General features: G+C 39.4%; 35 protein-coding genes and 1 pseudogene. All 36 read right to left on the reverse strand.

The window, feature by feature from the left end:
- Positions 1–101: 101 nt before the first annotated feature.
- Positions 102–464, reverse strand: a complete 363-nt coding sequence (gene rplQ, locus ACFSO7_RS14675; protein WP_377878088.1) for a 50S ribosomal protein L17 — start codon at positions 462–464, stop codon at positions 102–104.
- Positions 465–544: 80 nt separating this feature from the next.
- Complete coding sequence (locus ACFSO7_RS14680) at positions 545–1489, reverse strand: DNA-directed RNA polymerase subunit alpha (RefSeq protein WP_377878089.1); 945 nt, start codon at positions 1487–1489, stop codon at positions 545–547.
- Between the two features lie 169 nt (positions 1490–1658).
- A complete protein-coding gene (rpsK, locus tag ACFSO7_RS14685) occupies positions 1659–2048 on the reverse strand; it encodes a 30S ribosomal protein S11 (protein WP_377878091.1) in 390 nt (129 codons plus the stop codon).
- Positions 2049–2070: 22 nt separating this feature from the next.
- Entirely contained in the window at positions 2071–2436 is a 366-nt protein-coding gene (gene rpsM, locus ACFSO7_RS14690; protein ID WP_377878092.1) for a 30S ribosomal protein S13, read from the reverse strand.
- A gap of 23 nt (positions 2437–2459) precedes the next feature.
- Complete coding sequence (rpmJ, locus tag ACFSO7_RS14695; RefSeq protein WP_000868344.1) at positions 2460–2573, reverse strand: 50S ribosomal protein L36; 114 nt, start codon at positions 2571–2573, stop codon at positions 2460–2462.
- A gap of 36 nt (positions 2574–2609) precedes the next feature.
- Positions 2610–2828, reverse strand: coding sequence for a translation initiation factor IF-1 (gene infA / locus ACFSO7_RS14700; RefSeq protein WP_040372572.1), 219 nt, complete (start codon positions 2826–2828; stop codon positions 2610–2612).
- A gap of 89 nt (positions 2829–2917) precedes the next feature.
- A pseudogene (locus tag ACFSO7_RS14705) lies at positions 2918–3137 on the reverse strand (M24 family metallopeptidase); the annotation flags it as partial.
- 53 nt (positions 3138–3190) lie between these two features.
- On the reverse strand, positions 3191–3844 hold the full coding sequence (locus tag ACFSO7_RS14710; protein WP_377878093.1) for an adenylate kinase: 654 nt from the start codon (positions 3842–3844) through the stop codon (positions 3191–3193).
- Between the two features lie 56 nt (positions 3845–3900).
- Positions 3901–5196, reverse strand: a complete 1296-nt coding sequence (gene secY / locus ACFSO7_RS14715; protein WP_377878094.1) for a preprotein translocase subunit SecY — start codon at positions 5194–5196, stop codon at positions 3901–3903.
- Positions 5196–5636 (reverse strand): 50S ribosomal protein L15, encoded by a 441-nt coding sequence (gene rplO / locus ACFSO7_RS14720; protein ID WP_377878095.1) that lies wholly within the window; start codon positions 5634–5636, stop codon positions 5196–5198. The genes secY and rplO overlap by 1 nt, the downstream gene beginning before the upstream one ends.
- 31 nt (positions 5637–5667) lie before the next feature.
- Entirely contained in the window at positions 5668–5850 is a 183-nt protein-coding gene (rpmD, locus tag ACFSO7_RS14725) for a 50S ribosomal protein L30 (protein WP_377878096.1), read from the reverse strand.
- Between the two features lie 14 nt (positions 5851–5864).
- On the reverse strand, positions 5865–6365 hold the full coding sequence (gene rpsE / locus ACFSO7_RS14730; RefSeq protein ID WP_377878097.1) for a 30S ribosomal protein S5: 501 nt from the start codon (positions 6363–6365) through the stop codon (positions 5865–5867).
- Positions 6366–6389: 24 nt separating this feature from the next.
- Complete coding sequence (gene rplR / locus ACFSO7_RS14735) at positions 6390–6752, reverse strand: 50S ribosomal protein L18 (RefSeq protein WP_377878098.1); 363 nt, start codon at positions 6750–6752, stop codon at positions 6390–6392.
- 32 nt (positions 6753–6784) lie between these two features.
- Entirely contained in the window at positions 6785–7321 is a 537-nt protein-coding gene (gene rplF, locus ACFSO7_RS14740; RefSeq protein WP_377878099.1) for a 50S ribosomal protein L6, read from the reverse strand.
- A gap of 32 nt (positions 7322–7353) precedes the next feature.
- Entirely contained in the window at positions 7354–7752 is a 399-nt protein-coding gene (gene rpsH / locus ACFSO7_RS14745) for a 30S ribosomal protein S8 (RefSeq protein WP_377878100.1), read from the reverse strand.
- A gap of 31 nt (positions 7753–7783) precedes the next feature.
- A complete protein-coding gene (locus ACFSO7_RS14750; RefSeq protein ID WP_230498276.1) occupies positions 7784–7969 on the reverse strand; it encodes a type Z 30S ribosomal protein S14 in 186 nt (61 codons plus the stop codon).
- Positions 7970–7994: 25 nt separating this feature from the next.
- On the reverse strand, positions 7995–8534 hold the full coding sequence (rplE, locus tag ACFSO7_RS14755) for a 50S ribosomal protein L5 (protein WP_377878101.1): 540 nt from the start codon (positions 8532–8534) through the stop codon (positions 7995–7997).
- Between the two features lie 25 nt (positions 8535–8559).
- Complete coding sequence (gene rplX, locus ACFSO7_RS14760; RefSeq protein WP_377878102.1) at positions 8560–8871, reverse strand: 50S ribosomal protein L24; 312 nt, start codon at positions 8869–8871, stop codon at positions 8560–8562.
- Positions 8872–8903: 32 nt separating this feature from the next.
- A complete protein-coding gene (rplN, locus tag ACFSO7_RS14765; RefSeq protein ID WP_377878103.1) occupies positions 8904–9272 on the reverse strand; it encodes a 50S ribosomal protein L14 in 369 nt (122 codons plus the stop codon).
- A 39-nt stretch (positions 9273–9311) separates the two neighbouring features.
- Positions 9312–9575 carry a 30S ribosomal protein S17 gene (gene rpsQ / locus ACFSO7_RS14770; RefSeq protein ID WP_214898872.1) on the reverse strand — a complete coding sequence of 88 codons (264 nt, stop codon included), beginning with the start codon at positions 9573–9575 and terminating at the stop codon, positions 9312–9314.
- A gap of 18 nt (positions 9576–9593) precedes the next feature.
- Complete coding sequence (gene rpmC, locus ACFSO7_RS14775; protein WP_230498271.1) at positions 9594–9797, reverse strand: 50S ribosomal protein L29; 204 nt, start codon at positions 9795–9797, stop codon at positions 9594–9596.
- Positions 9787–10221 carry a 50S ribosomal protein L16 gene (gene rplP, locus ACFSO7_RS14780; protein WP_377878104.1) on the reverse strand — a complete coding sequence of 145 codons (435 nt, stop codon included), beginning with the start codon at positions 10219–10221 and terminating at the stop codon, positions 9787–9789. Before rplP ends, rpmC begins: the two co-directional genes overlap by 11 nt.
- A 1-nt stretch (position 10222) precedes the next feature.
- A complete protein-coding gene (gene rpsC, locus ACFSO7_RS14785; protein ID WP_377878105.1) occupies positions 10223–10879 on the reverse strand; it encodes a 30S ribosomal protein S3 in 657 nt (218 codons plus the stop codon).
- A 3-nt stretch (positions 10880–10882) separates the two neighbouring features.
- On the reverse strand, positions 10883–11224 hold the full coding sequence (rplV, locus tag ACFSO7_RS14790; protein ID WP_377878106.1) for a 50S ribosomal protein L22: 342 nt from the start codon (positions 11222–11224) through the stop codon (positions 10883–10885).
- 17 nt (positions 11225–11241) lie between these two features.
- Positions 11242–11520: a 30S ribosomal protein S19 gene (gene rpsS, locus ACFSO7_RS14795; protein WP_377878107.1), complete on the reverse strand. Its 279-nt coding sequence runs from the start codon at positions 11518–11520 to the stop codon at positions 11242–11244.
- Positions 11521–11580: 60 nt separating this feature from the next.
- Positions 11581–12411 (reverse strand): 50S ribosomal protein L2, encoded by an 831-nt coding sequence (gene rplB / locus ACFSO7_RS14800; RefSeq protein WP_377878108.1) that lies wholly within the window; start codon positions 12409–12411, stop codon positions 11581–11583.
- 29 nt (positions 12412–12440) lie between these two features.
- Complete coding sequence (rplW, locus tag ACFSO7_RS14805; RefSeq protein ID WP_377878140.1) at positions 12441–12728, reverse strand: 50S ribosomal protein L23; 288 nt, start codon at positions 12726–12728, stop codon at positions 12441–12443.
- Entirely contained in the window at positions 12725–13348 is a 624-nt protein-coding gene (gene rplD / locus ACFSO7_RS14810) for a 50S ribosomal protein L4 (RefSeq protein WP_377878109.1), read from the reverse strand. The genes rplW and rplD overlap by 4 nt, the downstream gene beginning before the upstream one ends.
- A 29-nt stretch (positions 13349–13377) precedes the next feature.
- Entirely contained in the window at positions 13378–14004 is a 627-nt protein-coding gene (gene rplC, locus ACFSO7_RS14815) for a 50S ribosomal protein L3 (RefSeq protein WP_377878110.1), read from the reverse strand.
- A 35-nt stretch (positions 14005–14039) separates the two neighbouring features.
- The gene (gene rpsJ / locus ACFSO7_RS14820; RefSeq protein WP_009336571.1) at positions 14040–14348 is read right to left on the reverse strand and encodes a 30S ribosomal protein S10; all 309 of its coding nucleotides are present in this window, start codon (positions 14346–14348) and stop codon (positions 14040–14042) included.
- A gap of 377 nt (positions 14349–14725) precedes the next feature.
- The gene (gene tuf, locus ACFSO7_RS14825; protein ID WP_377878111.1) at positions 14726–15913 is read right to left on the reverse strand and encodes an elongation factor Tu; all 1188 of its coding nucleotides are present in this window, start codon (positions 15911–15913) and stop codon (positions 14726–14728) included.
- A gap of 119 nt (positions 15914–16032) precedes the next feature.
- The gene (gene fusA / locus ACFSO7_RS14830) at positions 16033–18111 is read right to left on the reverse strand and encodes an elongation factor G (protein ID WP_377878112.1); all 2079 of its coding nucleotides are present in this window, start codon (positions 18109–18111) and stop codon (positions 16033–16035) included.
- Positions 18112–18159: 48 nt separating this feature from the next.
- On the reverse strand, positions 18160–18630 hold the full coding sequence (rpsG, locus tag ACFSO7_RS14835; protein WP_377878113.1) for a 30S ribosomal protein S7: 471 nt from the start codon (positions 18628–18630) through the stop codon (positions 18160–18162).
- Positions 18631–18677: 47 nt separating this feature from the next.
- Positions 18678–19100, reverse strand: a complete 423-nt coding sequence (gene rpsL / locus ACFSO7_RS14840) for a 30S ribosomal protein S12 (protein WP_377878141.1) — start codon at positions 19098–19100, stop codon at positions 18678–18680.
- Between the two features lie 105 nt (positions 19101–19205).
- The gene (locus tag ACFSO7_RS14845) at positions 19206–19454 is read right to left on the reverse strand and encodes a 50S ribosomal protein L7ae-like protein (protein ID WP_377878114.1); all 249 of its coding nucleotides are present in this window, start codon (positions 19452–19454) and stop codon (positions 19206–19208) included.
- Between the two features lie 127 nt (positions 19455–19581).
- On the reverse strand, positions 19582–23181 hold the full coding sequence (rpoC, locus tag ACFSO7_RS14850) for a DNA-directed RNA polymerase subunit beta' (RefSeq protein ID WP_377878115.1): 3600 nt from the start codon (positions 23179–23181) through the stop codon (positions 19582–19584).
- Between the last annotated feature and the right edge of the window lie 43 nt (positions 23182–23224).

Here is a 23224-nt window from a genome sequence, read left to right on the forward strand (position 1 = left end):
GGTTTCGGTTGAAACAACATTTGCTTCAACATAACTACAGAAAAAGGGCAAAGAACAAGTTTGTTTGAAACTGTCCTCACCCTTGTTGTCTGTAATAATTATTAAACTAATTCGATAATAACCATTGGTGCACCATCGCCACGACGTGGTCCAAGTTTCATAATACGAGTATATCCACCTTGACGCTCATTGTAACGAGGAGCGATATCAGCAAATAACTTTTGTAATGCATCTTGACCAGTTTCAGCGTTTGCAACTTCATTACGAACGTAAGAAGCAGCTTGACGACGAGCGTGTAAATCACCACGTTTTCCTAAAGTGATCATTTTCTCAACTGTTACACGAATTTCTTTCGCACGAGTTTCAGTTGTTTCAATGCGCTCATTGATGATTAAATCAGTAGTTAAATCACGTAGCATCGCTTTACGTTGTGAGCTAGTGCGTCCTAACTTTCTGTATCCCATGAGGATTCCCTCCTTTGTTGAAGTAATGAAATTGGCATTTAGATTTGGGCACTAAAATTGCCTAGTTAATCTGAAATTATCTAGTCATCTTTTCTTAAACCTAATCCTAGATCCTCAAGCTTTGCTTTGACTTCTTCTAGAGATTTACGGCCTAAGTTACGTACCTTCATCATATCTTCTTCTGTTTTATTTGCTAATTCTTGTACGGTATTAATACCAGCACGCTTTAAGCAATTGTAAGAACGAACAGAAAGGTCAAGTTCTTCAATAGTCATTTCTAGAACTTTTTCTTTTTGATCTTCTTCTTTTTCAATCATAATCTCAGCATTTTGAGCTTCATCAGTTAATCCAACAAAGATATTCAAATGCTCAGTTAAAATTTTAGAGCCAAGAGCAATCGCATCTTTTGGTCCAGTACTTCCATCAGTCCAAACATCTAGCGTAAGCTTATCATAGTTTGTTAACTGACCGACACGAGTATTTTCAATTTGATAAGATACTCGAGAAACTGGAGTATAGATTGAATCAATTGGAATAACACCAATTGGTTGATCTTCTCTCTTGTTTTGAACAGCAGGCGTATAGCCTCGTCCACGTCTAGCCATTAAACGCATACGAAGATGGCCGTTTTTACCTAATGTAGCAATATGAAGATTAGGATTCAAAATTTCCACATCACTATCATGAGTGATATCAGAAGCTTTAATTTCACCTTCACCTTGAACATCAATCTCTAACGTCTTTTCTTCGTCTGAATAAATCTTAAGGGCCAGCTTCTTAATGTTTAAGATAATGGATGTTACATCTTCTACGACGCCTTCGATTGTTGAAAACTCATGAAGTACCCCATCGATTTGAATCGACGTTACAGCGGCACCTGGGAGTGAAGATAATAGGATACGACGTAAGGAGTTACCCAAAGTGGTACCATATCCACGCTCAAGTGGCTCTACGACGAACTTCCCGTACTTGGCATCATCGCTGATCTCAACCGTTTCAATTTTTGGTTTTTCTATTTCGATCATCCAATACACCCTCCTTCAAAACGTCGAAACTTCAGTTTTGGACTAACTGAAATTCCCCTGTTTACGTTCCCGTATGTGCACAACAACTCGATATTTTTACCTGTATAATCATATAATAAATGCATCATATCCCATTATAGACTCATGATGCAAATTCTATACAGAAAAATTAAACACGGCGACGTTTTGGTGGGCGACATCCATTATGTGGAACTGGAGTAACGTCTTTAATTGCAGTAACTTCAAGACCAGCAGCTTGTAATGCACGGATCGCAGCTTCACGTCCTGCACCAGGTCCTTTAACTGTTACTTCTAAAGTTTTCATACCATGTTCAATGGAAGCCTTAGCAGCTGTTTCAGCAGCCATTTGTGCAGCAAATGGAGTAGATTTACGAGAACCTTTAAATCCAAGAGCACCAGCACTTGACCAAGCAAGAGCGTTACCATGAGCGTCAGTAATCGTTACGATTGTATTGTTAAAAGTAGAACGAATGTGTGCAATACCAGTATCAATATTCTTTTTCACACGACGTTTACGAGTATTTGTTTTACGAGCCATTGAATGTTACCTCCTTTACCGATTATTTTTTCTTGTTCGCTACCGTCTTACGAGGGCCTTTGCGAGTACGAGCGTTGTTTTTCGTGTTTTGTCCGCGAACCGGTAAGCCACGGCGATGACGTAAACCGCGATAGCAGCCAATTTCCATTAGACGCTTAATGTTAAGGGAAACTTCACGACGAAGGTCACCTTCAACTTTTAATTTGTCAATGATGTCACGAATTTTATTTAACTCATCTTCCGTTAAATCGCGTACACGAGTATCTTCAGAAACGCCAGCTTCAGCTAAAATCTTTTGAGCTGTGACTTTTCCAATACCATAAATATATGTTAAAGAAATAACGATACGTTTTTCACGTGGAACATCTACACCAGCTATACGTGCCATTAAATAGCGCACCTCCTTCAATATTAACCTTGTTTTTGTTTATGTTTAGGGTTTTCACAAATAACCATAACTTTACCACGTCTACGAATAACTTTACACTTTTCGCAGATTGGCTTTACCGATGGTCTTACTTTCATTATCCTAACCTCCTTAATAGTACGGAGTGCAATGAGTTATTTAAAGCGGTAAGTAATTCTTCCGCGCGTTAAATCATATGGAGAAAGTTCAACAGTAACCTTATCACCTGGTAAAATACGAATAAAATGCATACGAATTTTCCCAGAAACATGAGCAAGAACTGTGTGTCCATTTTCCAACTCTACCTTAAACATGGCATTCGGCAAAGTTTCCGTTACTGTGCCTTCAACCTCAATTACATCATCTTTAGCCATTCTTTTCGTCTCCCTTCTCATCCTAAATAACGTAGTGGTTAATAAAATTTGCAAAAGCAAATGACGCTTTCCTTTGAAATACGACCTATTAATTGTGGTCCTTTATTAGGCGGACCGTAATGTGGAATTTCTGGATCCTCATGTAAGTCTTACCCGATTTCAGTGACCAGCATACTCGCGTACAATAGAAAAGCCACTCTCTTCCACATACGTTTGGATCTTATCGGAGATGTTCGAAAGGCATTCACCTGGATTTGCTTCTTTCAAACCTCTTAATAACGATTCTTCAGTAACATCAAATAGACGCTGCATATCCATATCTACTTCCAACACATCAATGCTACGAGGGGTTTTACAAATGATCATTCAGTTAAACTCCCAAGTAATTCTTTAATGTCTGAGTAGACTACTTCAATATCTTGCTGTCCATTAATATTTTGCAAATATCCTTTTGCTTCGTAGAAGTTTAACAACGGTGCAGTTTGTTGCATGTTAACCTCTAAACGATTTTGAACTGTTGATTCATTATCATCAGCACGTTGATATAACTCTCCTCCACAACGGTCACAAGTACCTTCATTGGTTGGAGGATTAAATACTAAATGATAAGTAGATCCGCAACTCTTACAAATACGTCTACCGGTTAATCTCGCCATTAATAATTCATGATTGACATCAATATTAATAACAAAATCAATTTTTTTATCTAATTCAGAAAGAATATCTTCCAATGCTTCAGCTTGAGGGACAGTTCTTGGAAAACCATCAAGTAGAAAACCCTTCTCACAATCTGGTTTACTTAGTCGCTCACGAACAATACCTATTGTAACTTCGTCAGGAACAAGTGCACCTTGATCCATAAAGGATTTTGCTTTTAAGCCAAGTTCTGTTTCCTCTTTCATTGCCGCACGGAACATATCTCCTGTAGAGATATGAGGTATGCCGTACTGATCAACGATTTTTTCTGCCTGTGTACCTTTTCCAGCTCCAGGAAGACCCATTAATACTAAGTTCACACGTATACCCCCTGATACAGTATTGGTTATAGGGAACAAAAAGTTCCCTAAATCCTTTACTTAATGAAACCTTTATAATGTCGTTTTACAAGCTGTGCTTCAAGCTGCTTCATTGTGTCTAGTGCAACACCCACTACAATTAGCAAACTGGTTCCCCCAATTTGAGCTGATGGTGGCAAGTTAGCAATATTAACAAAAAAGACAGGAAGAACAGCGATGACTGCTAAAAATAAAGATCCAACTAAAGTTAAGCGGTATAAAACACGTGTCAAATATTCTTGAGTGCTTTTACCTGGACGAATACCTGGTACATATCCACCTTGTTTCTTCAGATTTTCAGCCACTTGTTCAGGGTTAACTTGAATAAAGGCATAAAAATAAGAGAAGGCGATAATCAAAACAGTATACATAATCATCCCTATTGGATGAGTGTAGTCAAAAACTCGTTGAATCCAAAGTGTTACATCATTTTGTGGAAAAAATGACGCAATCGTTTTTGGTGTAATGATAAATGAAACGGCAAAGATAACAGGAATAACACCAGCTGCATTTACTTTTAATGGTAAATGAGTTGACTGTCCGCCAACTGGATTACGACCCACACTCATTCGTTTCGCATATTGAATTGGAATTTTACGTAGTGCCTGTTGAATGAAAATTGTTCCAACAATTACAGCAACTACAGCTAGGATAATCAAAATAACTGTAATAATACGTAAGAAAAGTTGCTCTCCAGCATTCTCGAATTGTTGTGCGTAAATCTGGTTCACTGTAGAAGGAATACCAGCTACGATACCAGCAAAGATAATAATAGAGATTCCGTTTCCTACACCTTTTGAAGTAATCTGTTCCCCTAACCATAATAGAAATGCAGTACCTGCAGTTAAAACAGTTGCAATCAACAAGTACGTAGTTACTCCAGGTTTTTCAATTAATTGTCCATTGGCCATATTGTTAAAACCATAGGACATTCCAAATGCTTGAATAAATCCAAGCACGATCGTGAAATAACGGGTAAACTGTGCTAGTTTACGGCGTCCAACATCTCCCTGCTTAGACCATTCCGTAAATTTCGGCACCACATCCATCTGTAAAAGTTGGATAATGATTGATGCAGTAATATACGGCATAATCCCCATTGCAAGAATGGAGAAGTTTTTTAACGCTCCACCACCAAAGGTATTTAGAACACCGAACACACTTAGCTGATCTTGTGCAGCAAGAACTTCAGCATTCACATTTGGCACAGGTATAAATGTACCAATTCGGAATACGATTAACATTAAAAGGGTGAATATGATTTTTCGTCTAATATCACCCACGCGCATAAAATTGGAGATTGTCGAAAACATTACAACACCTCAGTTTGACCGCCAGCAGCTTCAATCGCTTCTTTAGCAGCTGAGGAAAATTTGTGAGCTTTCACTGTCAATTTTTTCTCAACACTACCTTTAGCAAGAATTTTAATTCCTGCTTTTTCACTTTTAACAATACCAGCTTCGATTAATAATTCTGGTGTTACTTCAGTACCATCTTCGAAGCGGTTTAAAGTGTCAAGGTTTACAATTGCAAATTCTTTACGATTGATATTTGTAAATCCACGTTTTGGTAAACGGATGAATAAAGGTGTTTGACCACCCTCAAATCCTAGACGTACACCGCCACCGGAACGAGCGTTTTGACCTTTATGTCCTTTACCAGCAGTTTTACCTTGACCAGAACCAATACCACGTCCTAAACGCTTACGTTCTTGACGAGATCCTTCTGCAGGTTTTAATTCATGAAGTTTCATATGGGCACCTCCTTAATGTAAGAAGAATCGATTAAAGTTCTTTAACCGTAACAAGGTGAGCAACTTTGTTGATCATACCACGGATAGCCGGGTTGTCTTGTTGCTCAACAGTTTGATTTACTTTACGTAATCCAAGGGCTTTAACTGTTTCACGTTGATCTTGTGGACGGCCAATCACACTGCGAGTAAGGGTAATTTCTAATTTATTCGCCATTTGATTTTCCCTCCTTATCCTAACAGTTCTTCTACTGATTTACCACGTAATTTCGCTACGTCCTCAGCACGTTTTAATTGTTTAAGTCCGTTCATTGTTGCACGAACCATATTAATAGGAGTGTTAGTTCCTAGTGATTTAGAAAGAATATCTTGAACTCCAGCTAATTCAAGTACGGCACGAACTGGTCCACCAGCGATAACTCCACAACCTTCAGCAGCAGGTTTTAAAAGAATTTCACCAGCACCAAATTGACCGATGACTTGGTGTGGAAGTGTAGTACCAACCATAGGTACTTCAATTAAGTTTTTCTTCGCATCTTCAATTGCTTTACGGATAGCATCTGGTACCTCTTGTGCTTTACCAGTACCGAAACCAACGTGACCGTTTTTATCTCCAACTACTACAAGAGCAGAGAAACGGAAACGACGTCCACCTTTAACAACTTTAGCTACACGATTAACGGTAACTACGCGTTCTTCAAGTTCAAGTTTGTTTGGATCAATACGACGCATCTTTTTGTGTCCCTCCTTTGACTATTAAAATTCTAAGCCGTTTTCGCGAGCAGCGTCAGCTAATGCCTGAACGCGTCCATGATAGAGGTATCCACCACGGTCGAATACGACAGCTTTAATACCTTTTTCTACCGCACGTTTAGCAACTAATTCTCCGACCTTTTGTGCTGCTTCAACATTGCTTGTAGAATCAAGAGTTAATTCTTTATCTAAACTAGAAGCGCTAGCTAAAGTTACTCCGTTTACATCGTCAATTAATTGAGCGTAAATGTGTTTACTAGAACGAAACACATTTAGACGAGGACGAGCTTCAGTACCGCTAAGTTTCGCACGAACACGAGCATGTCTTTTCTTGCGAGTAGCGTTTTTATCAAGCTTCGTAATCATTTACGTCACTCCTTTCGTTTACCTATGCGGCATTACTTACCTGTTTTACCTTCTTTGCGGCGAACAAATTCACCTTCATAACGAATACCTTTACCTTTATACGGCTCTGGTGGACGAACATCACGAATATTAGCAGCTAATGCGCCAACACGCTCTTTGTCAATTCCTTTAACAGTGATCTTTGTGTTAGCAGGAACTTCGATTTCTAGACCTTGTTCCGGTTCAAATTCTACTGGATGAGAGTAACCTACGTTTAATATAAGTTTGTTCCCTTGCTTTTGAGCACGGTAACCAACCCCAATTAACTCAAGGTTTCTTGCAAATCCGTTAGAAACACCTTCAACCATATTAGCAAGAACGGCACGTGTTGTACCATGTAAAGCACGATGTTCTTTTGCATCAGATGGACGAGAAATAGTTACAACATTCTCTTCCACTTTGATTTCGATATCAGAGTTAAAAGTACGAGTTAACTCACCTTTAGGACCCTTTACAGTAACAGTGCCGTTATTGTTTGTTAACGTAACACCTGTTGGTAGTTCAATTGGTTTTTTACCAATACGTGACATTTAGTGCACCTCCTATCATTTCAGAAAATCTCTTACCAAACGTACGCTAAAACTTCTCCACCAGCTTGTTTAGCACGAGCTTCTTTGTCTGTTAAAACACCTTGTGAAGTAGAAACTAGCGCGATACCTAGACCGTTAAGTACACGTGGTACTTCATTAGATTTCGCATAAACACGAAGTCCTGGTTTACTAATACGTTTTAGACCAGTAATTACGCGCTCATTGTTTGAACCATACTTTAAGAAAATACGGATAATACCTTGTTTATTATCCTCGATATATTCAACATCACGTACGAAACCTTCACGCTTAAGGATTTCAGCGATCTCTTTTTTCATGTTAGAAGCAGGTACTTCTAACTTCTCGTGACGTACCATGTTCGCATTACGAATGCGGGTAAGCATATCTGCAATTGGATCTGTCATGACCATTTGTTTTTACCTCCTTCCCAGAATTTGGGTTTTACCAGCTAGCTTTTTTCACACCAGGAATTTGTCCTTTGTATGCTAATTCACGGAAACAAATACGGCAAAGCTTAAATTTACGGTATACAGAGTGTGGACGTCCGCAACGTTCGCAACGTGTGTACTCTTGAACTTTAAATTTTTGAGTGCGCTTTTGTTTCACAATCATTGACTTTTTAGCCACGTTTTCGCCTCCCTCATTTTAGCGATTACTTTTGAAATGGCATTCCGATTTGTGTTAATAATTCACGAGCCTCTTCATCAGTGTTAGCAGTAGTTACGATAACAATATCCATTCCACGTACCTTGCTTACTTTATCGTAATCAATTTCAGGGAAGATTAATTGCTCTTTTACACCTAAAGTGTAGTTACCACGGCCATCAAATGACTTTTTAGAAACACCGCGGAAGTCACGTACACGTGGTAGAGATACAGATACTAATTTATCGATAAACTCATACATACGCTCGCCACGAAGTGTTACTTTAGCTCCGATAGGCATACCTTCACGTAAACGGAAGCCTGCAATTGATTTCTTTGCACGAGTAACAACTGGTTTTTGACCAGTGATTGTTGCTAATTCTTCAACAGCAACATCAAGTGCTTTTGCGTTAGCAACTGCATCACCGATACCCATGTTAATTACGATTTTGTCAAGCTTCGGTACTTGCATTACAGATTTATAACTAAATTTACTCATAAGAGCTGGAGTAATTTCTTTTACATATTTTTCTTTTAGGCGGTTCATCCATCGTACCTCCCTTCTTTATTGACTATTTATCTAGTACTTCACCGGATTTTTTCGCTACGCGTACTTTATTGCCATCAACCGTTTTGTAACCTACACGAGTTGGGTTACCGGACTTTGGATCGATAGGCATAACGTTTGATACATGGACAGGTGCCTCTTGGCTAATGATTCCGCCTTGCGGATTAGCTTGAGAAGGTTTTGAATGTTTTTTTACAACGTTAATTCCTTCTACGAGTACACGGCTTTGTTTAGGATAGGCTTCAAGAATTACTCCTGTTTTGCCTTTATCCTTACCGGAGATGACCATTACTTTGTCACCTTTTTTTACATGCATCTGTTCGCACCTCCTTAAAGGCAAAAAATTTATTATAATACTTCTGGAGCTAAAGATACAATTTTCATAAAGTTGCTGTCACGAAGTTCACGGGCAACTGGTCCAAAGATACGAGTTCCACGTGGGCTCTTATCTTCTTTGATAATTACACATGCGTTCTCATCGAACTTAATGTATGAACCGTCTTGGCGACGAGCACCAGTTTTTGTACGAACAATAACTGCTTTAACTACATCACCTTTTTTAACAACGCCACCTGGTGTTGCTTGTTTCACCGTACAAACGATTATATCACCGATGTTAGCCGTTTTACGACCAGAACCACCTAGAACTTTAATTGTAAGTACTTCACGTGCACCAGAATTATCAGCAACTTTTAAACGTGTTTCTTGTTGGATCATGTGTGTAACCTCCCTTCGGATTGAAGCTTATCCGAACAATTAAATAATAACTGCTTTTTCTACTACTTCTACTAAACGGAAGCGTTTTGTAGCTGAAAGCGGGCGAGTTTCCATGATACGTACAACGTCGCCAACCTTTGCTGTGTTTTGCTCATCATGAGCTTTAAACTTTTTAGAGTACTTTACGCGTTTACCGTAAAGAGGATGCTTTTTGTATGTTTCGACAAGAACGGTTACTGTTTTGTCCATCTTATCTGAAACAACGCGTCCAGTATAAACTTTGCGTTGGTTGCGTTCACTCATTTGCGAACCTCCTCCCAATTATCGATTGTTAACGCCGATTTCTCTTTCACGAATCACAGTTTTCATGCGAGCAATCGCTTTGCGCACTTCACGAATGCGAGCTGTATTTTCAAGTTGTCCAGTCGCCAATTGAAAGCGAAGGTTGAAAAGCTCTTCCTTTAATGACTTAACTTTTTGTTCAATTTCGGCAGTGGTAAGTTCTTTAATTTCATTAGCTCTCATTTGATTCACCACCAATTTCTTCACGTTTTACAAACTTACATTTTACAGGAAGTTTGTGTGCTGCTAGGCGCAATGCTTCACGAGCGATTTCTTCAGAAACACCCGCAACCTCGAACATAATTCTTCCAGGTTTAACAACTGCTACCCATCCTTCTGGTGCCCCTTTACCGGAACCCATCCGCACTTCTAGAGGCTTTGCTGTATATGATTTGTGTGGGAAAATTTTAATCCAAACTTTTCCTCCACGCTTCATGTAACGAGTCATCGCAATACGCGCTGCTTCGATCTGACGGTTAGTGATCCAAGAAGCTTCAGTAGCTTGTAGACCAAATTCACCAAAGTTTACTTCAGTACCGCCTTTTGATTGACCGCGCATATTTCCGCGATGCACACGACGATATTTTACGCGTTTTGGTAATAACATATTATTTGCCTCCTTCCTCTGTTTTCTTCTTAGTAGGAAGGACCTCTCCACGATAAATCCATACTTTTACGCCAAGTTTACCGTAAGTAGTATCTGCTTCTGCGTGTGCATAATCGATATCTGCACGAAGAGTATGAAGTGGAACTGTTCCCTCGCTGTAGTGTTCAGAGCGAGCAATATCTGCTCCGCCTAAACGACCAGATACCATTGTTTTGATTCCTTTAGCTCCTGCACGCATAGCACGTTGAATAACTTGCTTTTGTGCACGACGGAATGATACACGATTTTCTAATTGACGAGCGATATTTTCTGCAACTAATAGTGCATCCATATCCGCTTTTTTGATTTCAAGAATATTAATGTGTACACGCTTGCCAGTAAGTTCGTTAAGTGCTTTACGAAGTGCTTCCACTTCCGTACCACCTTTACCGATAACCATACCAGGCTTCGCAGTGTGAATAGTTACATTTATACGGTTTGCAGCACGCTCAATTTCAACTTTAGAAACTGAAGCATCTTTTAAACGCTTTGCTACATACTCGCGAATCTTAAGGTCTTCATGCAAAAGAGTAGCATAGTCTTTACCTGCGTACCATTTGGATTCCCAATCACGGATGATCCCGACACGCAATCCGACCGGATTTACTTTTTGACCCACGGCTTATCCCTCCTTCTTTTCTGATAAAACGATAGTGATATGGCTAGTGCGCTTGTTAATTTGGCTAGCACGGCCCATTGCGCGAGGACGGAATCTTTTTAAAGTTGGTCCTTCGTCAACGAATGCTTGTGATACCACTAAACTATTTACATCCATTTCATAGTTATGCTCAGCATTTGCCAAGGCGGATTTTAATACTTTTTCCACGATTGGAGAAGCTGCTTTTGGTGTAAGATTTAAAATCGCCACCGCTTCACCAACTTGCTTGCCTCGAATTAAGTCAACCACTAAACGTGCCTTACGAGGAGCAATACGAACTGTTCTTGCAACAGCTTTAGCTTGCATGAAAATGCCTCCTCTCATTAACGTCTTGTTTTCTTGTCATCATTACCATGGCCTTTGTAAGTACGAGATGGAGCGAATTCTCCAAGCTTGTGACCTACCATGTCTTCTGTAACATATACAGGCACATGTTTACGACCATCATAAACAGCGATCGTGTGGCCGATAAATTGTGGGAAGATCGTAGAACGGCGAGACCAAGTTTTTACAACTTGTTTGCCTTCAGTTTCATTTAATTTTTCGATCTTAACGAATAAATGGTCATCAACAAATGGTCCTTTTTTTAAACTGCGACCCATGATTGAACCTCCCTTCGTGACTGGTCTACGGTTCTATTTACGAACCGTAGTACAATCCCTTTATTTTTTACGACGACGTACAATAAACTTGTCGGATTTGTTCTTTTTCTTACGTGTCTTGAATCCAAGAGTTGGTTTACCCCATGGAGACATTGGAGACTTACGTCCGATTGGTGAACGTCCTTCCCCACCACCGTGTGGATGGTCGTTAGGGTTCATTACAGATCCACGTACAGTTGGACGTTTGCCTAACCAACGAGAACGACCTGCTTTACCAATGTTAATTAGTTCGTGTTGTTCGTTACCAACTTGACCGATTGAAGCACGGCAAGTAGCTAGTATCATACGAACCTCACCAGAAGTTAAACGTACTAATACGTATTTACCTTCTTTACCAAGAACTTGTGCTGAAGTACCAGCTGAACGGACTAATTGTCCACCTTTTCCTGGTTTTAATTCGATGTTGTGTACTACAGTACCAACTGGGATATTTGCTAACGGAAGTGCGTTACCCACTTTAATGTCAGCATCTGGTCCAGACATTACTTCAAGACCTACTACTAAGTTTTTAGGAGCTAAGATATAACGCTTTTCTCCATCAGCATAGTTAATTAGTGCAATATTTGCAGAACGGTTTGGATCGTACTCAATTGTAGCAACGCGTCCTGGAATGCCATCTTTATCGCGTTTGAAATCGATTAGACGGTATTGACGCTTATGGCCGCCACCTTGATGACGAACAGTTAACTTACCTTGGTTATTACGGCCACCTTTTCTCTTTACAGGAGCTAGCAAAGATTTTTCAGGTGTGCTAGTTGTGATTTCAGCGAAATCAGAAACTGTCATGCCGCGACGACCATTGGAGGTAGGTTTGTACTTTTTAATCGCCATTCTATTTCCCTCCTCTTCTAGTGAATGAATTATGCTTCAAAGAATTCGATTTCTTTGCTATCAGCAGTTAATTTAACAGTTGCTTTACGGCGTTTATTTGTGTAACCACCGAATTTACCCATACGCTTGAATTTACCTTTATAGTTCATGATGTTTACTTTTTCAACCTCAACTCCAAAGATCACTTCAATAGCATCTTTAACTTGAGTTTTATTAGCTTTAACATCAACTTCAAACGTATATTTCTTTTCTGTCATTTGATCAGTTGATTTTTCAGTGATTACGGGGCGCTTAATGATATCGCGTGCATCCATTATGCAAGCACCTCCTCTACTTTTTCAACCGCTGCTTTAGTCATGATTAATTTATCATGATTTAAAACATCTAAAACATTAATGCCTGCTGCAGTTACTACAGTAACTCCTGGGATGTTACGAGCAGATAATGCAACATTCTCTTCTAAATCCGCAGTTACGATTAAAGCTTTCTTCTCAACAGAAAGTCCTTTTAATACACTTGCGAATTCTTTTGTTTTAGGAGCTTCAAAAGCAAGGCTTTCTAGTACTAAAATGTTTTCCTCTAATACTTTTGAAGAAAGTGCTGATTTAATAGCTAAACGACGCACTTTTTTCGGTAATTTATAGCTATAGCTACGTGGTACAGGACCAAATACGATCCCACCTCCGCGCCATTGTGGCGAACGGATTGAACCTTGACGTGCACGACCAGTTCCTTTTTGTTTCCATGGCTTACGTCCACCACCACGTACTTCAGAACGGCCTTTTACTTTATGGTTACCTTGGCGTAATGATGCTCTTTGCATAACAACCGCTTCGAAAAGCACATGGTTATTAGGCGCGATACCAAATACGGAATCATTTAATTCAATTTCACCAACTTGACTGCCAGTTTGGTTGAATAATGCTACTTTCGGCATTTACGTTTTCCTCCTTTCTTACAAACTAATTATGCTTTTACCGCACTTTTAATTTTTAATAAACCTTTTCTTGGTCCAGGTACATTACCTTTAACTAATAATAAGTTGCGTTCAACATCAACTTTAATAATTTCTAGGTTTTGTACAGTAACTTGCTCTCCACCCATACGTCCAGCTAACTTTTTACCTTTGAAAACGCGGTTTGGAGCAACAGGTCCCATTGAACCTGGGCGACGATGGTAACGAGAACCGTGAGCCATTGGTCCTTTTGATTGTCCGTGACGTTTAATTACACCTTGGAAACCTTTACCTTTAGAAACACCTGTTACATCTACGATATCGCCTGCAGCGAAAATTTCAACTTTGACTTCCTGACCAACCTCATATGCTGCTAAACCCTCACCGCGAAACTCGCGTACGAAGCGCTTAGGAGCAGTATTTGCCTTGGCAACATGTCCTTTTTCTGGTTTGTTAGAAACCTTTTCACGCTTTGTTTCAAAACCAACCTGAACCGCCTCATATCCATCAGCTTCAATCGTCTTCTTTTGAAGAACAACGTTATCAGCAGCTTCAATTACAGTTACCGGAATAAGATTACCATTATCAGCAAAAACTTGAGTCATACCAATTTTTCTTCCTAAGATTCCTTTGGTCATTAGTCACACCTCCTATGTTAATCTACAATTATTTATTAAAGTTTAATTTCAATATCTACACCAGATGGTAAATCTAAACGCATTAATGAATCAACTGTTTGTGGAGTTGGATTCACAATATCAATTAGACGCTTATGAGTACGCATCTCGAATTGCTCACGAGAATCTTTGTACTTATGAACCGCACGAAGAATTGTGTAAATTGACTTCTCAGTTGGTAACGGAATTGGACCAGATACAGCCGCACCAGAACGTTTTGCAGTTTCAACAATCTTCTCAGCAGATTGATCAAGAATTCTGTGATCATATGCTTTTAAACGGATACGAATTTTTTGTTTTGCCATTACTTTCCCTCCTTTTCGCCTATTTTACTATAGACATTCTCCGTGAAAATTTCCCACACACTCGCCATGGCAAAGCGGCCGGGTGTGTCAGCAACCTTTCACATCATCGCAGTCAAAGACCAACATTGTCTATTATACATAATACATAAGTCATATGCAACACTTAATTATGTTTTTTACTTATGTTTTGCACTTTTTATATTATAACGACTCGATACCACAAATACAATAGAAGAATTGAAACGCCAAAAATTTCAACAATTTATTATTGTCCATTTTAAGTGATATATCTTTTACACTTATATAGAAGAAACATGTTTTATTTAATAAAAAAAAGCAGATGGATCGTCATCCAACTGCTTTTTCTATTTTAAAAATTATTCAGTAATTGTAGTGATTGAACCTGAACCTACAGTACGTCCACCTTCACGAATTGAGAACTTAGTTCCTTCTTCGATTGCGATTGGTGCAATAAGTTCAACTGTCATTTCGATATGGTCGCCAGGCATAACCATTTCCACGCCTTCTGGAAGCATACAAATACCAGTGATGTCAGAAGTACGGAAATAGAATTGTGGACGATAGTTTGTGAAGAATGGAGTATGACGTCCACCTTCTTCTTTAGATAATACGTAAACTTGTGCTTTAAATTTTGTGTGTGGTGTGATTGATTTTGGTTTTGCCAAAACTTGACCACGCTCGATTTCTTCACGAGATACCCCACGAAGAAGTGCACCAATATTATCTCCAGCTTCTGCATAGTCAAGAAGCTTACGGAACATTTCTACACCTGTTACAGTAGTAGATTTTGGCTCTTCAGTAAAACCTACGATTTCAACTACGTCACCAACTTTAACTACTCCACGCTCAACACGTCCAGTAGCAACAGTTCCACGACCTGTAATTGAGAATACATCCTCAACAGGCATCATGAATGGCTTATCAGTGTCACGAGTTGGTGTTGGTACATACTCATCAACTGCATTCATAAGTTCAATGATTTTTTCTTCCCAAGCAGCATCGCCTTCTAATGCTTTAAGGGCAGATCCTTTGATAACTGGAGTGTCATCACCAGGGAATTCGTATTCTGATAATAGGTCACGAATTTCCATTTCTACTAATTCAAGAAGCTCTTCGTCTTCAACCATATCACATTTGTTCATGAAAACTACTAAGTGAGGTACACCTACTTGACGAGATAAAAGGATGTGCTCACGAGTTTGTGGCATTGGACCATCAGTAGCAGATACTACTAAGATACCGCCGTCCATTTGAGCAGCACCAGTGATCATGTTCTTAACATAGTCAGCATGTCCTGGGCAGTCAACGTGTGCATAGTGACGAGTGTCAGTTTCATACTCAACGTGTGCAGTTGAGATAGTGATTCCACGCTCACGCTCTTCTGGTGCACCGTCGATTTGATCGTATGCACGTGCTTCAGCTTTACCTGATTTAGCAAGAACAGAAGTGATTGCAGCTGTTAAAGTTGTTTTACCATGGTCAACGTGACCGATTGTACCGATATTTACGTGTGGCTTTGAGCGATCGAATTTAGCTTTACCCATTAGGAAATCCTCCTCTTAATTTTAAGGTTAAGTATATATGGAAGTAAGAAAAAGGGTTGTCCCTTTTTCTTACCTCTGCTTACATAAGTAGTTATACTTTAAAGTTTGGTGAAAATCAATTATTCACCTTTATTTTTTTTAACGATTTCTTCAGAAATTGATTTTGGAACATCTTCGTAATGATCAAAGTGCATAGAGAATACTCCACGACCTTGTGTACTTGAACGAAGAGATGTTGCGTAACCAAACATTTCTGAAAGTGGAACCATTGCACGAACAACTTGAGCATTACCACGAGCATCCATACCTTCAACTCGTCCACGACGTGAAGTGATTTGTCCCATGATATCACCAAGATATTCTTCAGGAATAATTACTTCTACTTTCATGACTGGCTCAAGGATGACTGGTTGACACTTGGAAGCAGCATTTTTAAGAGCCATAGAAGCAGCAATCTTAAACGCCATTTCAGAGGAGTCAACATCATGGTAAGATCCATCAAATAGTCTTGCTTTAATATCAACCATAGGATATCCAGCAAGAACCCCTCTTTCAAGGGCATCTTTTAGACCTGCTTCAACTGCTGGGATGTATTCACGTGGAACAACACCACCGACAATTCCATTAACGAATTCGAAGCCTTTTCCTTCATCGTTTGGTGAGAATTCAATCCAAACGTGTCCGTATTGACCACGACCACCAGATTGACGAGCAAACTTACCTTCAACTGAAGCAGAAGCACGGAAAGTTTCTCTGTAAGCAACCTGTGGAGCTCCAACATTAGCTTCAACTTTAAACTCGCGACGCATACGATCAACGATGATGTCTAAGTGTAGCTCACCCATACCAGCAATGATCGTTTGACCAGTTTCTGCATCAGTATGTGCTCTAAATGATGGATCTTCTTCTTGTAATTTTTGTAATGCAGTTGACATTTTGTCTTGGTCTGCTTTTGACTTAGGTTCAACTGAAAGCTCAATTACTGGCTCTGGGAATACCATAGACTCTAAGATAACAAGGTTTTTGTCATCACAAAGCGTATCACCAGTAGTAGTGTCTTTCAAACCAACAGCAGCAGCAATGTCACCAGCATATACTTTTGAAATTTCTTGACGGCTGTTCGCATGCATTTGAAGGATACGTCCTACACGCTCACGTTTACCTTTTGTAGAGTTTTGTACATATGATCCTGACTCTAATGTTCCAGAGTATACACGGAAGAATGTTAATTTACCTACATAAGGGTCCGTCATTACTTTAAATGCAAGTGCTGAGAACGGCTCTTCGTCACTTGAATGACGTTCTACTTCTTCGTCTGTATCCGGTAATGTACCTTTAATAGCAGGTACATCTAATGGAGATGGAAGATAGTCGATTACCGCATCAAGCATTAATTGAACACCTTTGTTTTTGAAAGCAGATCCGCAAATTACAGGATAAAACTCAACGTTTGTAGTACCTTTTCGAATAGCAGCTTTAAGCTCTTCGATAGTGATCTCTTCGCCACCAAGGTATTTCTCCATCAAATTCTCATCTAGTTCAGCGACTGCTTCAACTAACTTTTCACGATATTCTTGAGCTTTGTCCATATACTCAGCTGGAATATCGCGTACTTCGATATCGGTTCCTAAATCATTACCATAGAATGTAGCTTTCATTTCGATTAAATCGATGATTCCTTCGAATTGATCTTCTGCACCGATTGGTAATTGAATTGGATGTGCATTTGCTTGTAAACGGTCATGAATTGTACCTACAGAATACAAGAAATCCGCGCCGATTTTGTCCATTTTATTTACGAATACTACACGTGGTACACCGTAAGTTGTTGCTTGGCGCCAAACTGTTTCAGTTTGAGGCTCAACACCAGACTGTGCATCAAGTACAGCAACCGCTCCATCAAGTACACGTAATGAACGTTCAACTTCAATTGTGAAGTCTACGTGCCCTGGTGTATCAATGATGTTTACTCGATGACCTTTCCATTGAGCAGTTGTAGCAGCGGAAGTAATTGTAATTCCGCGCTCTTGTTCCTGCTCCATCCAGTCCATTTGAGACGCACCTTCATGTGTTTCACCGATTTTATGGATCTTACCAGTGTAATAAAGGACACGCTCAGTTGTAGTCGTTTTACCAGCATCAATATGAGCCATGATACCGATATTACGAGTGTTTTCTAAGGAGAACTCTCTTGCCATTGGGTCTTTCTCCTTCCTAGGATAAATAGTATTGGATTGAAGGTGATTCTACCAGCGATAATGAGCAAACGCTTTGTTTGCTTCAGCCATTTTGTGTGTATCTTCACGTTTCTTAACCGCAGCACCAGTGTTGTTAGCTGCATCAAGAATTTCATGAGCTAAACGCTCTTCCATCGTTTTTTCACCGCGATTACGTGAATAGTTTACTAACCAACGAAGACCAAGTGTTGTACGACGATCAGGACGCACCTCTACTGGTACTTGGTAGTTTGACCCACCTACACGACGAGCTTTTACTTCTAGAACTGGCATGATATTTTTAAGAGCTTGATCGAAAACTTCCATTGGCTCTTTGCCCGTGCGTTCACGGATGATATCAAATGATGCATATAGAATAGCTTGAGATTTACCTCTTTTACCATCTATCATCATTTTGTTAATTAGACGAGTAACTAATTTTGAGTTGTAAATCGGATCTGGTAATACATCTCTTTTTGCTACAGGACCTTTACGTGGCATGTTGTTTCCTCCTTTCAGACTTGTTCATTCAAATTATTTTTAGTTTATTATTTTTTCGGAGCTTTCGGTCTCTTAGTTCCGTATTTGGAACGACCTTGCATACGGTTGTTAACACCAGCAGTGTCAAGCGCTCCACGCACAATGTGATAACGTACCCCTGGTAAGTCTTTTACACGTCCACCGCGAATTAATACAACGCTGTGTTCTTGTAAGTTATGACCGATACCAGGAATGTAAGCTGTTACCTCGATACCGTTTGTTAAACGAACACGCGCATATTTACGTAACGCTGAGTTCGGTTTCTTTGGTGTCATTGTACCAACACGTGTACAAACACCACGTTTTTGAGGTGAAGTTACATTCGTATGAGATTTTTTGAAGCTATTATAACCTTTATTAAGCGCAGGTGATTTTGATTTTTCCTCGATTGATTTACGAGGCTTGCGCACTAATTGATTAATAGTAGGCATGATTTTTCCTCCCTTCACATTTTTGTTAAGCCCACACATCCAGGTGGTTCATTTTGAAGCAAAAACAAAGTTCTTGAAGATCAAGACGACCCACAAAAACAGTTTTTAATAAAGTATGGCAACAGTGGCAGCAGAAACTTCAATTCCACAAGCCTTTCCCAGCTTTTTCATTGAATCCACATAGTAGATAGGCGTATTAACTTCTTTAGCAATTTCCACTACCTTTGATGTTACTCTTAGGTCAGCATCATTTGCAACGACTAAAGATTTAACGGTACCTTCTCGTAGAGCCTTCACTGTTTGCTTTGTTCCTACAATTATATCTTTTGCCTGTAATACTTTTTCATAAGACATTAGGATATCCTCCAAAGTATCAGGTGAATAGGAGCACCTTTGCTATATTATCATTTGTAAAAATCATTGTCAACAAGATATTTCAAAAACACGGTACTTGTGGATATTCCACAAGTACCGAAACTGTTTATTCTACTAATAGTGGTTCTTCTGTCATTTCACCTTTTAGGAATGACTCTGTTTTGCGATAACGCTGCATTCCAGTTCCTGCAGGTACAAGTTTTCCGATTATGACGTTTTCTTTTAATCCAAGTAATTCATCTCTTTTACCTTTGATTGCTGCATCTGTTAGAACACGAGTTGTTTCTTGGAAAGAAGCAGCTGATAAGAACGAATCTGTTTCAAGTGAAGCTTTCGTAATACCAAGAAGAACTGGTCGGCATGTTGCAGGTAAATTACCTTCTAATAATGCCTTCTCGTTAGCATCAGTAAACTGGTGAATATCTAATAATGATCCAGGTAATACATCTGTTTCACCCGCATCAATAACACGAACTTTACGAAGCATTTGTCGAACCATTACTTCAACGTGCTTATCACCAATTTCTACCCCTTGCATACGGTAAACTTTTTGAACTTCACGTAATAAATACTCTTGGACAGAACCAACGTCTTTTACTCTTAATAATTCCTTCGGATCAATGGAACCTTCTGTAAGCTCTTGACCTCTTAACACATGATCGTTTACAGCAACCTTTAAACGTGCAGTATACGGAGCTGTGTATGTTCTTGATTCAAGTTCACCTTGAACAATGATTTCGTGTTGACGGTCTCGACCTTCATTAATTCCAACAACCACACCATTAAGTTCAGAAATAACAGCTTGCCCTTTAGGATTACGTGCTTCAAATAATTCTTGAATACGCGGTAAACCTTGGGTAATATCATCCCCTGCTACCCCACCAGTATGGAATGTACGCATCGTTAACTGTGTACCAGGCTCTCCAATAGATTGAGCAGCGATAATTCCAACTGCCTCGCCTACTTCTACTTCCTGACCCGTTGCTAAATTGCGGCCATAACACTTTTTACACACACCATGTCTCGTATTACATGTAAAGGCAGATCTGATGTTTACTGTTTCAATTCCGGAAGAAGTAATCTCTTTCGCAATATCCTCAGTAATTAGACCATTCTCTTCTACCAGTACTTGATTTGTTTCAGGGTGTTTAATCACTTTACGTGCATAGCGACCGATTAGACGTTCTTCTAACGGCTCAATAATTTCAGTGCCATCTCTTAACGCACTTACTAATAATCCGCGGTCAGTACCACAATCATCATCACGGACAATGACATCTTGGGCAACATCAACAAGACGTCTTGTTAAATATCCTGAGTCAGCTGTTTTAAGGGCTGTATCCGCAAGACCTTTACGAGCACCATGCGTAGAGATAAAGTATTCTAAAACGGTTAATCCTTCACGGAAACTTGACTTAATCGGTAACTCAATAATTCGCCCAGCCGGGTTGGCCATCAATCCACGCATACCAGCAAGCTGTGTAAAGTTTGAAGCATTACCACGGGCTCCGGAATCACTCATCATGAAAATTGGATTCGTCTTACTTAAAGATTTCATCAATTTTCCTTGAATAACATCTTTCGCTTGGCTCCAAATAGAAATTACACGATCGTAGCGCTCATCCTCAGTGATTAAACCACGTCTAAATTGCTTTAAGACATTATCCACTTTCGTTTGAGCTTCTTTTAAAATTTCTTCTTTTTCACCAAGTACAACGATATCCGCTACACCTACTGTAATACCAGCTTTAGAGGAATATTTAAAACCTAAGTCCTTCATGCGGTCTAGCATTTTTGACGTTTCTGTAATTTTAAAACGTTTAAATACTTCTGCAATAATATTTCCAAGGATTTTCTTTTTAAATGGATCCACTAGCGGCATTTCATTAATAAGTGTTTTAATATCTGCACCTTTTTCCACAAAATATTTAGCAGGAGTTTCTACCTCTAAATTATTTTGAGTCGGTTCATTAATATAAGGGAATGACTTCGGTAAAATTTCATTAAATATTAATTTACCTACAGTCGTAATTAATAACTTTTGGTTTTGTTCATCTGTAAAAGTCTCGTTATTAAGCGATCCAGCATGGACTGCTACACGAGTATGAAGATGAACATAGCCATTTTGATAGGCTAGTAAAGCTTCATTTGTATCTTTAAAAATCATACCCTCACCAACAGCATTTTCTCTCTCAAGCGTTAAATAATAGTTACCTAAAACCATATCTTGAGAAGGTGTTACTACTGGCTTACCATCTTTAGGGTTTAAGATGTTTTGAGCTGCAAGCATGAGCAATCTAGCTTCTGCTTGTGCTTCTGCAGAAAGCGGAACGTGAACAGCCATTTGGTCTCCATCGAAGTCCGCGTTATAAGCTGTACATACTAATGGGTGCAAGCGGATCGCACGACCTTCTACCAATGTCGGCTCGAACGCTTGAATTCCAAGTCTGTGTAGAGTTGGTGCACGGTTCAATAAAACAGGATGTTCTTTAATGACATCCTCAAGGACATCCCACACATCTGGCTGAACTCTCTCAATTTTTCGTTTAGCTGATTTAATATTATGTGCTAAGCCTTTTTCTACTAGCTCTTTCATAACAAACGGCTTAAATAATTCAAGAGCCATTTCTTTTGGAAGACCACATTGATACATCTTTAAGTTCGGTCCAACAACGATAACCGAACGGCCAGAATAGTCAACACGCTTACCTAATAGATTTTGACGGAAACGACCTTGTTTCCCTTTAAGCATATGTGAAAGAGATTTTAATGGTCTATTTCCTGGTCCTGTAACTGGACGTCCACGTCGACCATTATCAATTAAAGCATCTACTGCCTCCTGAAGCATACGTTTTTCATTTTGAACGATAATACTTGGAGCACCTAAATCCAATAGTCGTTTTAAACGATTGTTACGGTTGATTACACGGCGATATAGATCATTTAGATCCGATGTCGCAAAACGACCTCCATCCAATTGAACCATCGGACGAAGTTCTGGTGGAATAACTGGTAATACATCTAATATCATCCAAGATGGCTCGTTTCCTGAATTACGGAATGCTTCTAAAACTTCTAAACGTTTGATTGCTCGAGTTCTACGTTGACCTTGAGCTGTTTTTAATTCCTCTTTTAAAATATCAACTTCTTTTAAAAGTTCGATATCTTGTAAAAGCTTTTTAATGGCTTCGGCACCCATAGATGCCTGGAATTTATTGCCGTACTTATCTCGGTAAGCACGATATTCTTTTTCTGATAATAATTGTTTCTTTTCAAGAGTCGTGTCGCCTGTTTCTGTCACAACATAAGAAGCAAAGTAAATGACTTCCTCTAATGCACGTGGTGACATGTCTAATACTAGACCCATTCGACTTGGAATCCCTTTAAAATACCAAATATGAGATACAGGAGCAGCTAATTCAATATGCCCCATGCGCTCACGACGGACTTTTGCACGCGTCACTTCAACGCCGCATCGGTCACAGACAACACCTTTATAACGAACACGTTTGTATTTTCCGCAATGACATTCCCAGTCCTTTGTAGGACCAAAAATTCGTTCGCAGAATAAACCGTCTTTTTCTGGCTTTAGTGTACGATAATTAATAGTTTCTGGCTTTTTCACCTCACCGAAAGACCAAGAGCGAATCTTATCTGGTGAAGCAAGACCAATCTTCATATATTCAAAATTATTAACATCTATCAAGGGGCTACCTCCCTTTTGATCTTCAGGTTTTACCCTAATTGCG

Source organism: Bacillus sp. CGMCC 1.16607 (assembly GCF_042683745.1).
GTDB lineage: Bacteria > Bacillota > Bacilli > Bacillales > Cytobacillaceae > Pseudoneobacillus.

Excerpts from the sequence above, each read along its gene's own strand:
- rplO (WP_377878095.1), bottom strand. The coding sequence starts at position 5,636 with ATGAAACTTCATGAATTAAAACCTGCAGAAGGATCTCGTCAAGAACGT.
- ACFSO7_RS14680 (WP_377878089.1), bottom strand. The coding sequence starts at position 1,489 with ATGATCGAAATAGAAAAACCAAAAATTGAAACGGTTGAGATCAGCGAT.
- rpmC (WP_230498271.1), bottom strand. The coding sequence starts at position 9,797 with ATGAGAGCTAATGAAATTAAAGAACTTACCACTGCCGAAATTGAACAA.
- rplX (WP_377878102.1), bottom strand. The coding sequence starts at position 8,871 with ATGCATGTAAAAAAAGGTGACAAAGTAATGGTCATCTCCGGTAAGGAT.
- fusA (WP_377878112.1), bottom strand. The coding sequence starts at position 18,111 with ATGGCAAGAGAGTTCTCCTTAGAAAACACTCGTAATATCGGTATCATG.
- rplE (WP_377878101.1), bottom strand. The coding sequence starts at position 8,534 with ATGAACCGCCTAAAAGAAAAATATGTAAAAGAAATTACTCCAGCTCTT.
- rpsM (WP_377878092.1), bottom strand. The coding sequence starts at position 2,436 with ATGGCACGTATAGCTGGTGTAGATGTTCCACGTGAAAAACGTATCGTT.
- rpsG (WP_377878113.1), bottom strand. The coding sequence starts at position 18,630 with ATGCCACGTAAAGGTCCTGTAGCAAAAAGAGATGTATTACCAGATCCG.
- rplR (WP_377878098.1), bottom strand. The coding sequence starts at position 6,752 with ATGATTACGAAGCTTGATAAAAACGCTACTCGCAAGAAAAGACATGCT.
- ACFSO7_RS14845 (WP_377878114.1), bottom strand. The coding sequence starts at position 19,454 with ATGTCTTATGAAAAAGTATTACAGGCAAAAGATATAATTGTAGGAACA.
- rplV (WP_377878106.1), bottom strand. The coding sequence starts at position 11,224 with ATGCAAGCTAAAGCTGTTGCAAGAACAGTTCGTATTGCTCCTCGTAAG.
- rpmJ (WP_000868344.1), bottom strand. The coding sequence starts at position 2,573 with ATGAAAGTAAGACCATCGGTAAAGCCAATCTGCGAAAAGTGTAAAGTT.
- rpsS (WP_377878107.1), bottom strand. The coding sequence starts at position 11,520 with ATGGGTCGCAGTTTAAAAAAAGGACCATTTGTTGATGACCATTTATTC.
- rplD (WP_377878109.1), bottom strand. The coding sequence starts at position 13,348 with ATGCCGAAAGTAGCATTATTCAACCAAACTGGCAGTCAAGTTGGTGAA.
- rpsJ (WP_009336571.1), bottom strand. The coding sequence starts at position 14,348 with ATGGCAAAACAAAAAATTCGTATCCGTTTAAAAGCATATGATCACAGA.
- rplN (WP_377878103.1), bottom strand. The coding sequence starts at position 9,272 with ATGATCCAACAAGAAACACGTTTAAAAGTTGCTGATAATTCTGGTGCA.
- tuf (WP_377878111.1), bottom strand. The coding sequence starts at position 15,913 with ATGGGTAAAGCTAAATTCGATCGCTCAAAGCCACACGTAAATATCGGT.
- infA (WP_040372572.1), bottom strand. The coding sequence starts at position 2,828 with ATGGCTAAAGATGATGTAATTGAGGTTGAAGGCACAGTAACGGAAACT.
- rpsH (WP_377878100.1), bottom strand. The coding sequence starts at position 7,752 with ATGGTCATGACAGATCCAATTGCAGATATGCTTACCCGCATTCGTAAT.
- secY (WP_377878094.1), bottom strand. The coding sequence starts at position 5,196 with ATGTTTTCGACAATCTCCAATTTTATGCGCGTGGGTGATATTAGACGA.
- rplP (WP_377878104.1), bottom strand. The coding sequence starts at position 10,221 with ATGTTATTACCAAAACGCGTAAAATATCGTCGTGTGCATCGCGGAAAT.
- rpsE (WP_377878097.1), bottom strand. The coding sequence starts at position 6,365 with ATGCGTCGTATTGATCCAAACAAACTTGAACTTGAAGAACGCGTAGTT.
- rplC (WP_377878110.1), bottom strand. The coding sequence starts at position 14,004 with ATGACCAAAGGAATCTTAGGAAGAAAAATTGGTATGACTCAAGTTTTT.
- rplB (WP_377878108.1), bottom strand. The coding sequence starts at position 12,411 with ATGGCGATTAAAAAGTACAAACCTACCTCCAATGGTCGTCGCGGCATG.
- rpsQ (WP_214898872.1), bottom strand. The coding sequence starts at position 9,575 with ATGAGTGAACGCAACCAACGCAAAGTTTATACTGGACGCGTTGTTTCA.
- rplF (WP_377878099.1), bottom strand. The coding sequence starts at position 7,321 with ATGTCACGTATTGGTAAAAAACCAATTGAACTACCAACAGGTGTTACG.
- rplQ (WP_377878088.1), bottom strand. The coding sequence starts at position 464 with ATGGGATACAGAAAGTTAGGACGCACTAGCTCACAACGTAAAGCGATG.
- rpsK (WP_377878091.1), bottom strand. The coding sequence starts at position 2,048 with ATGGCTCGTAAAACAAATACTCGTAAACGTCGTGTGAAAAAGAATATT.
- rpmD (WP_377878096.1), bottom strand. The coding sequence starts at position 5,850 with ATGGCGAATAAATTAGAAATTACCCTTACTCGCAGTGTGATTGGCCGT.
- rpsL (WP_377878141.1), bottom strand. The coding sequence starts at position 19,100 with ATGCCTACTATTAATCAATTAGTGCGCAAGCCTCGTAAATCAATCGAG.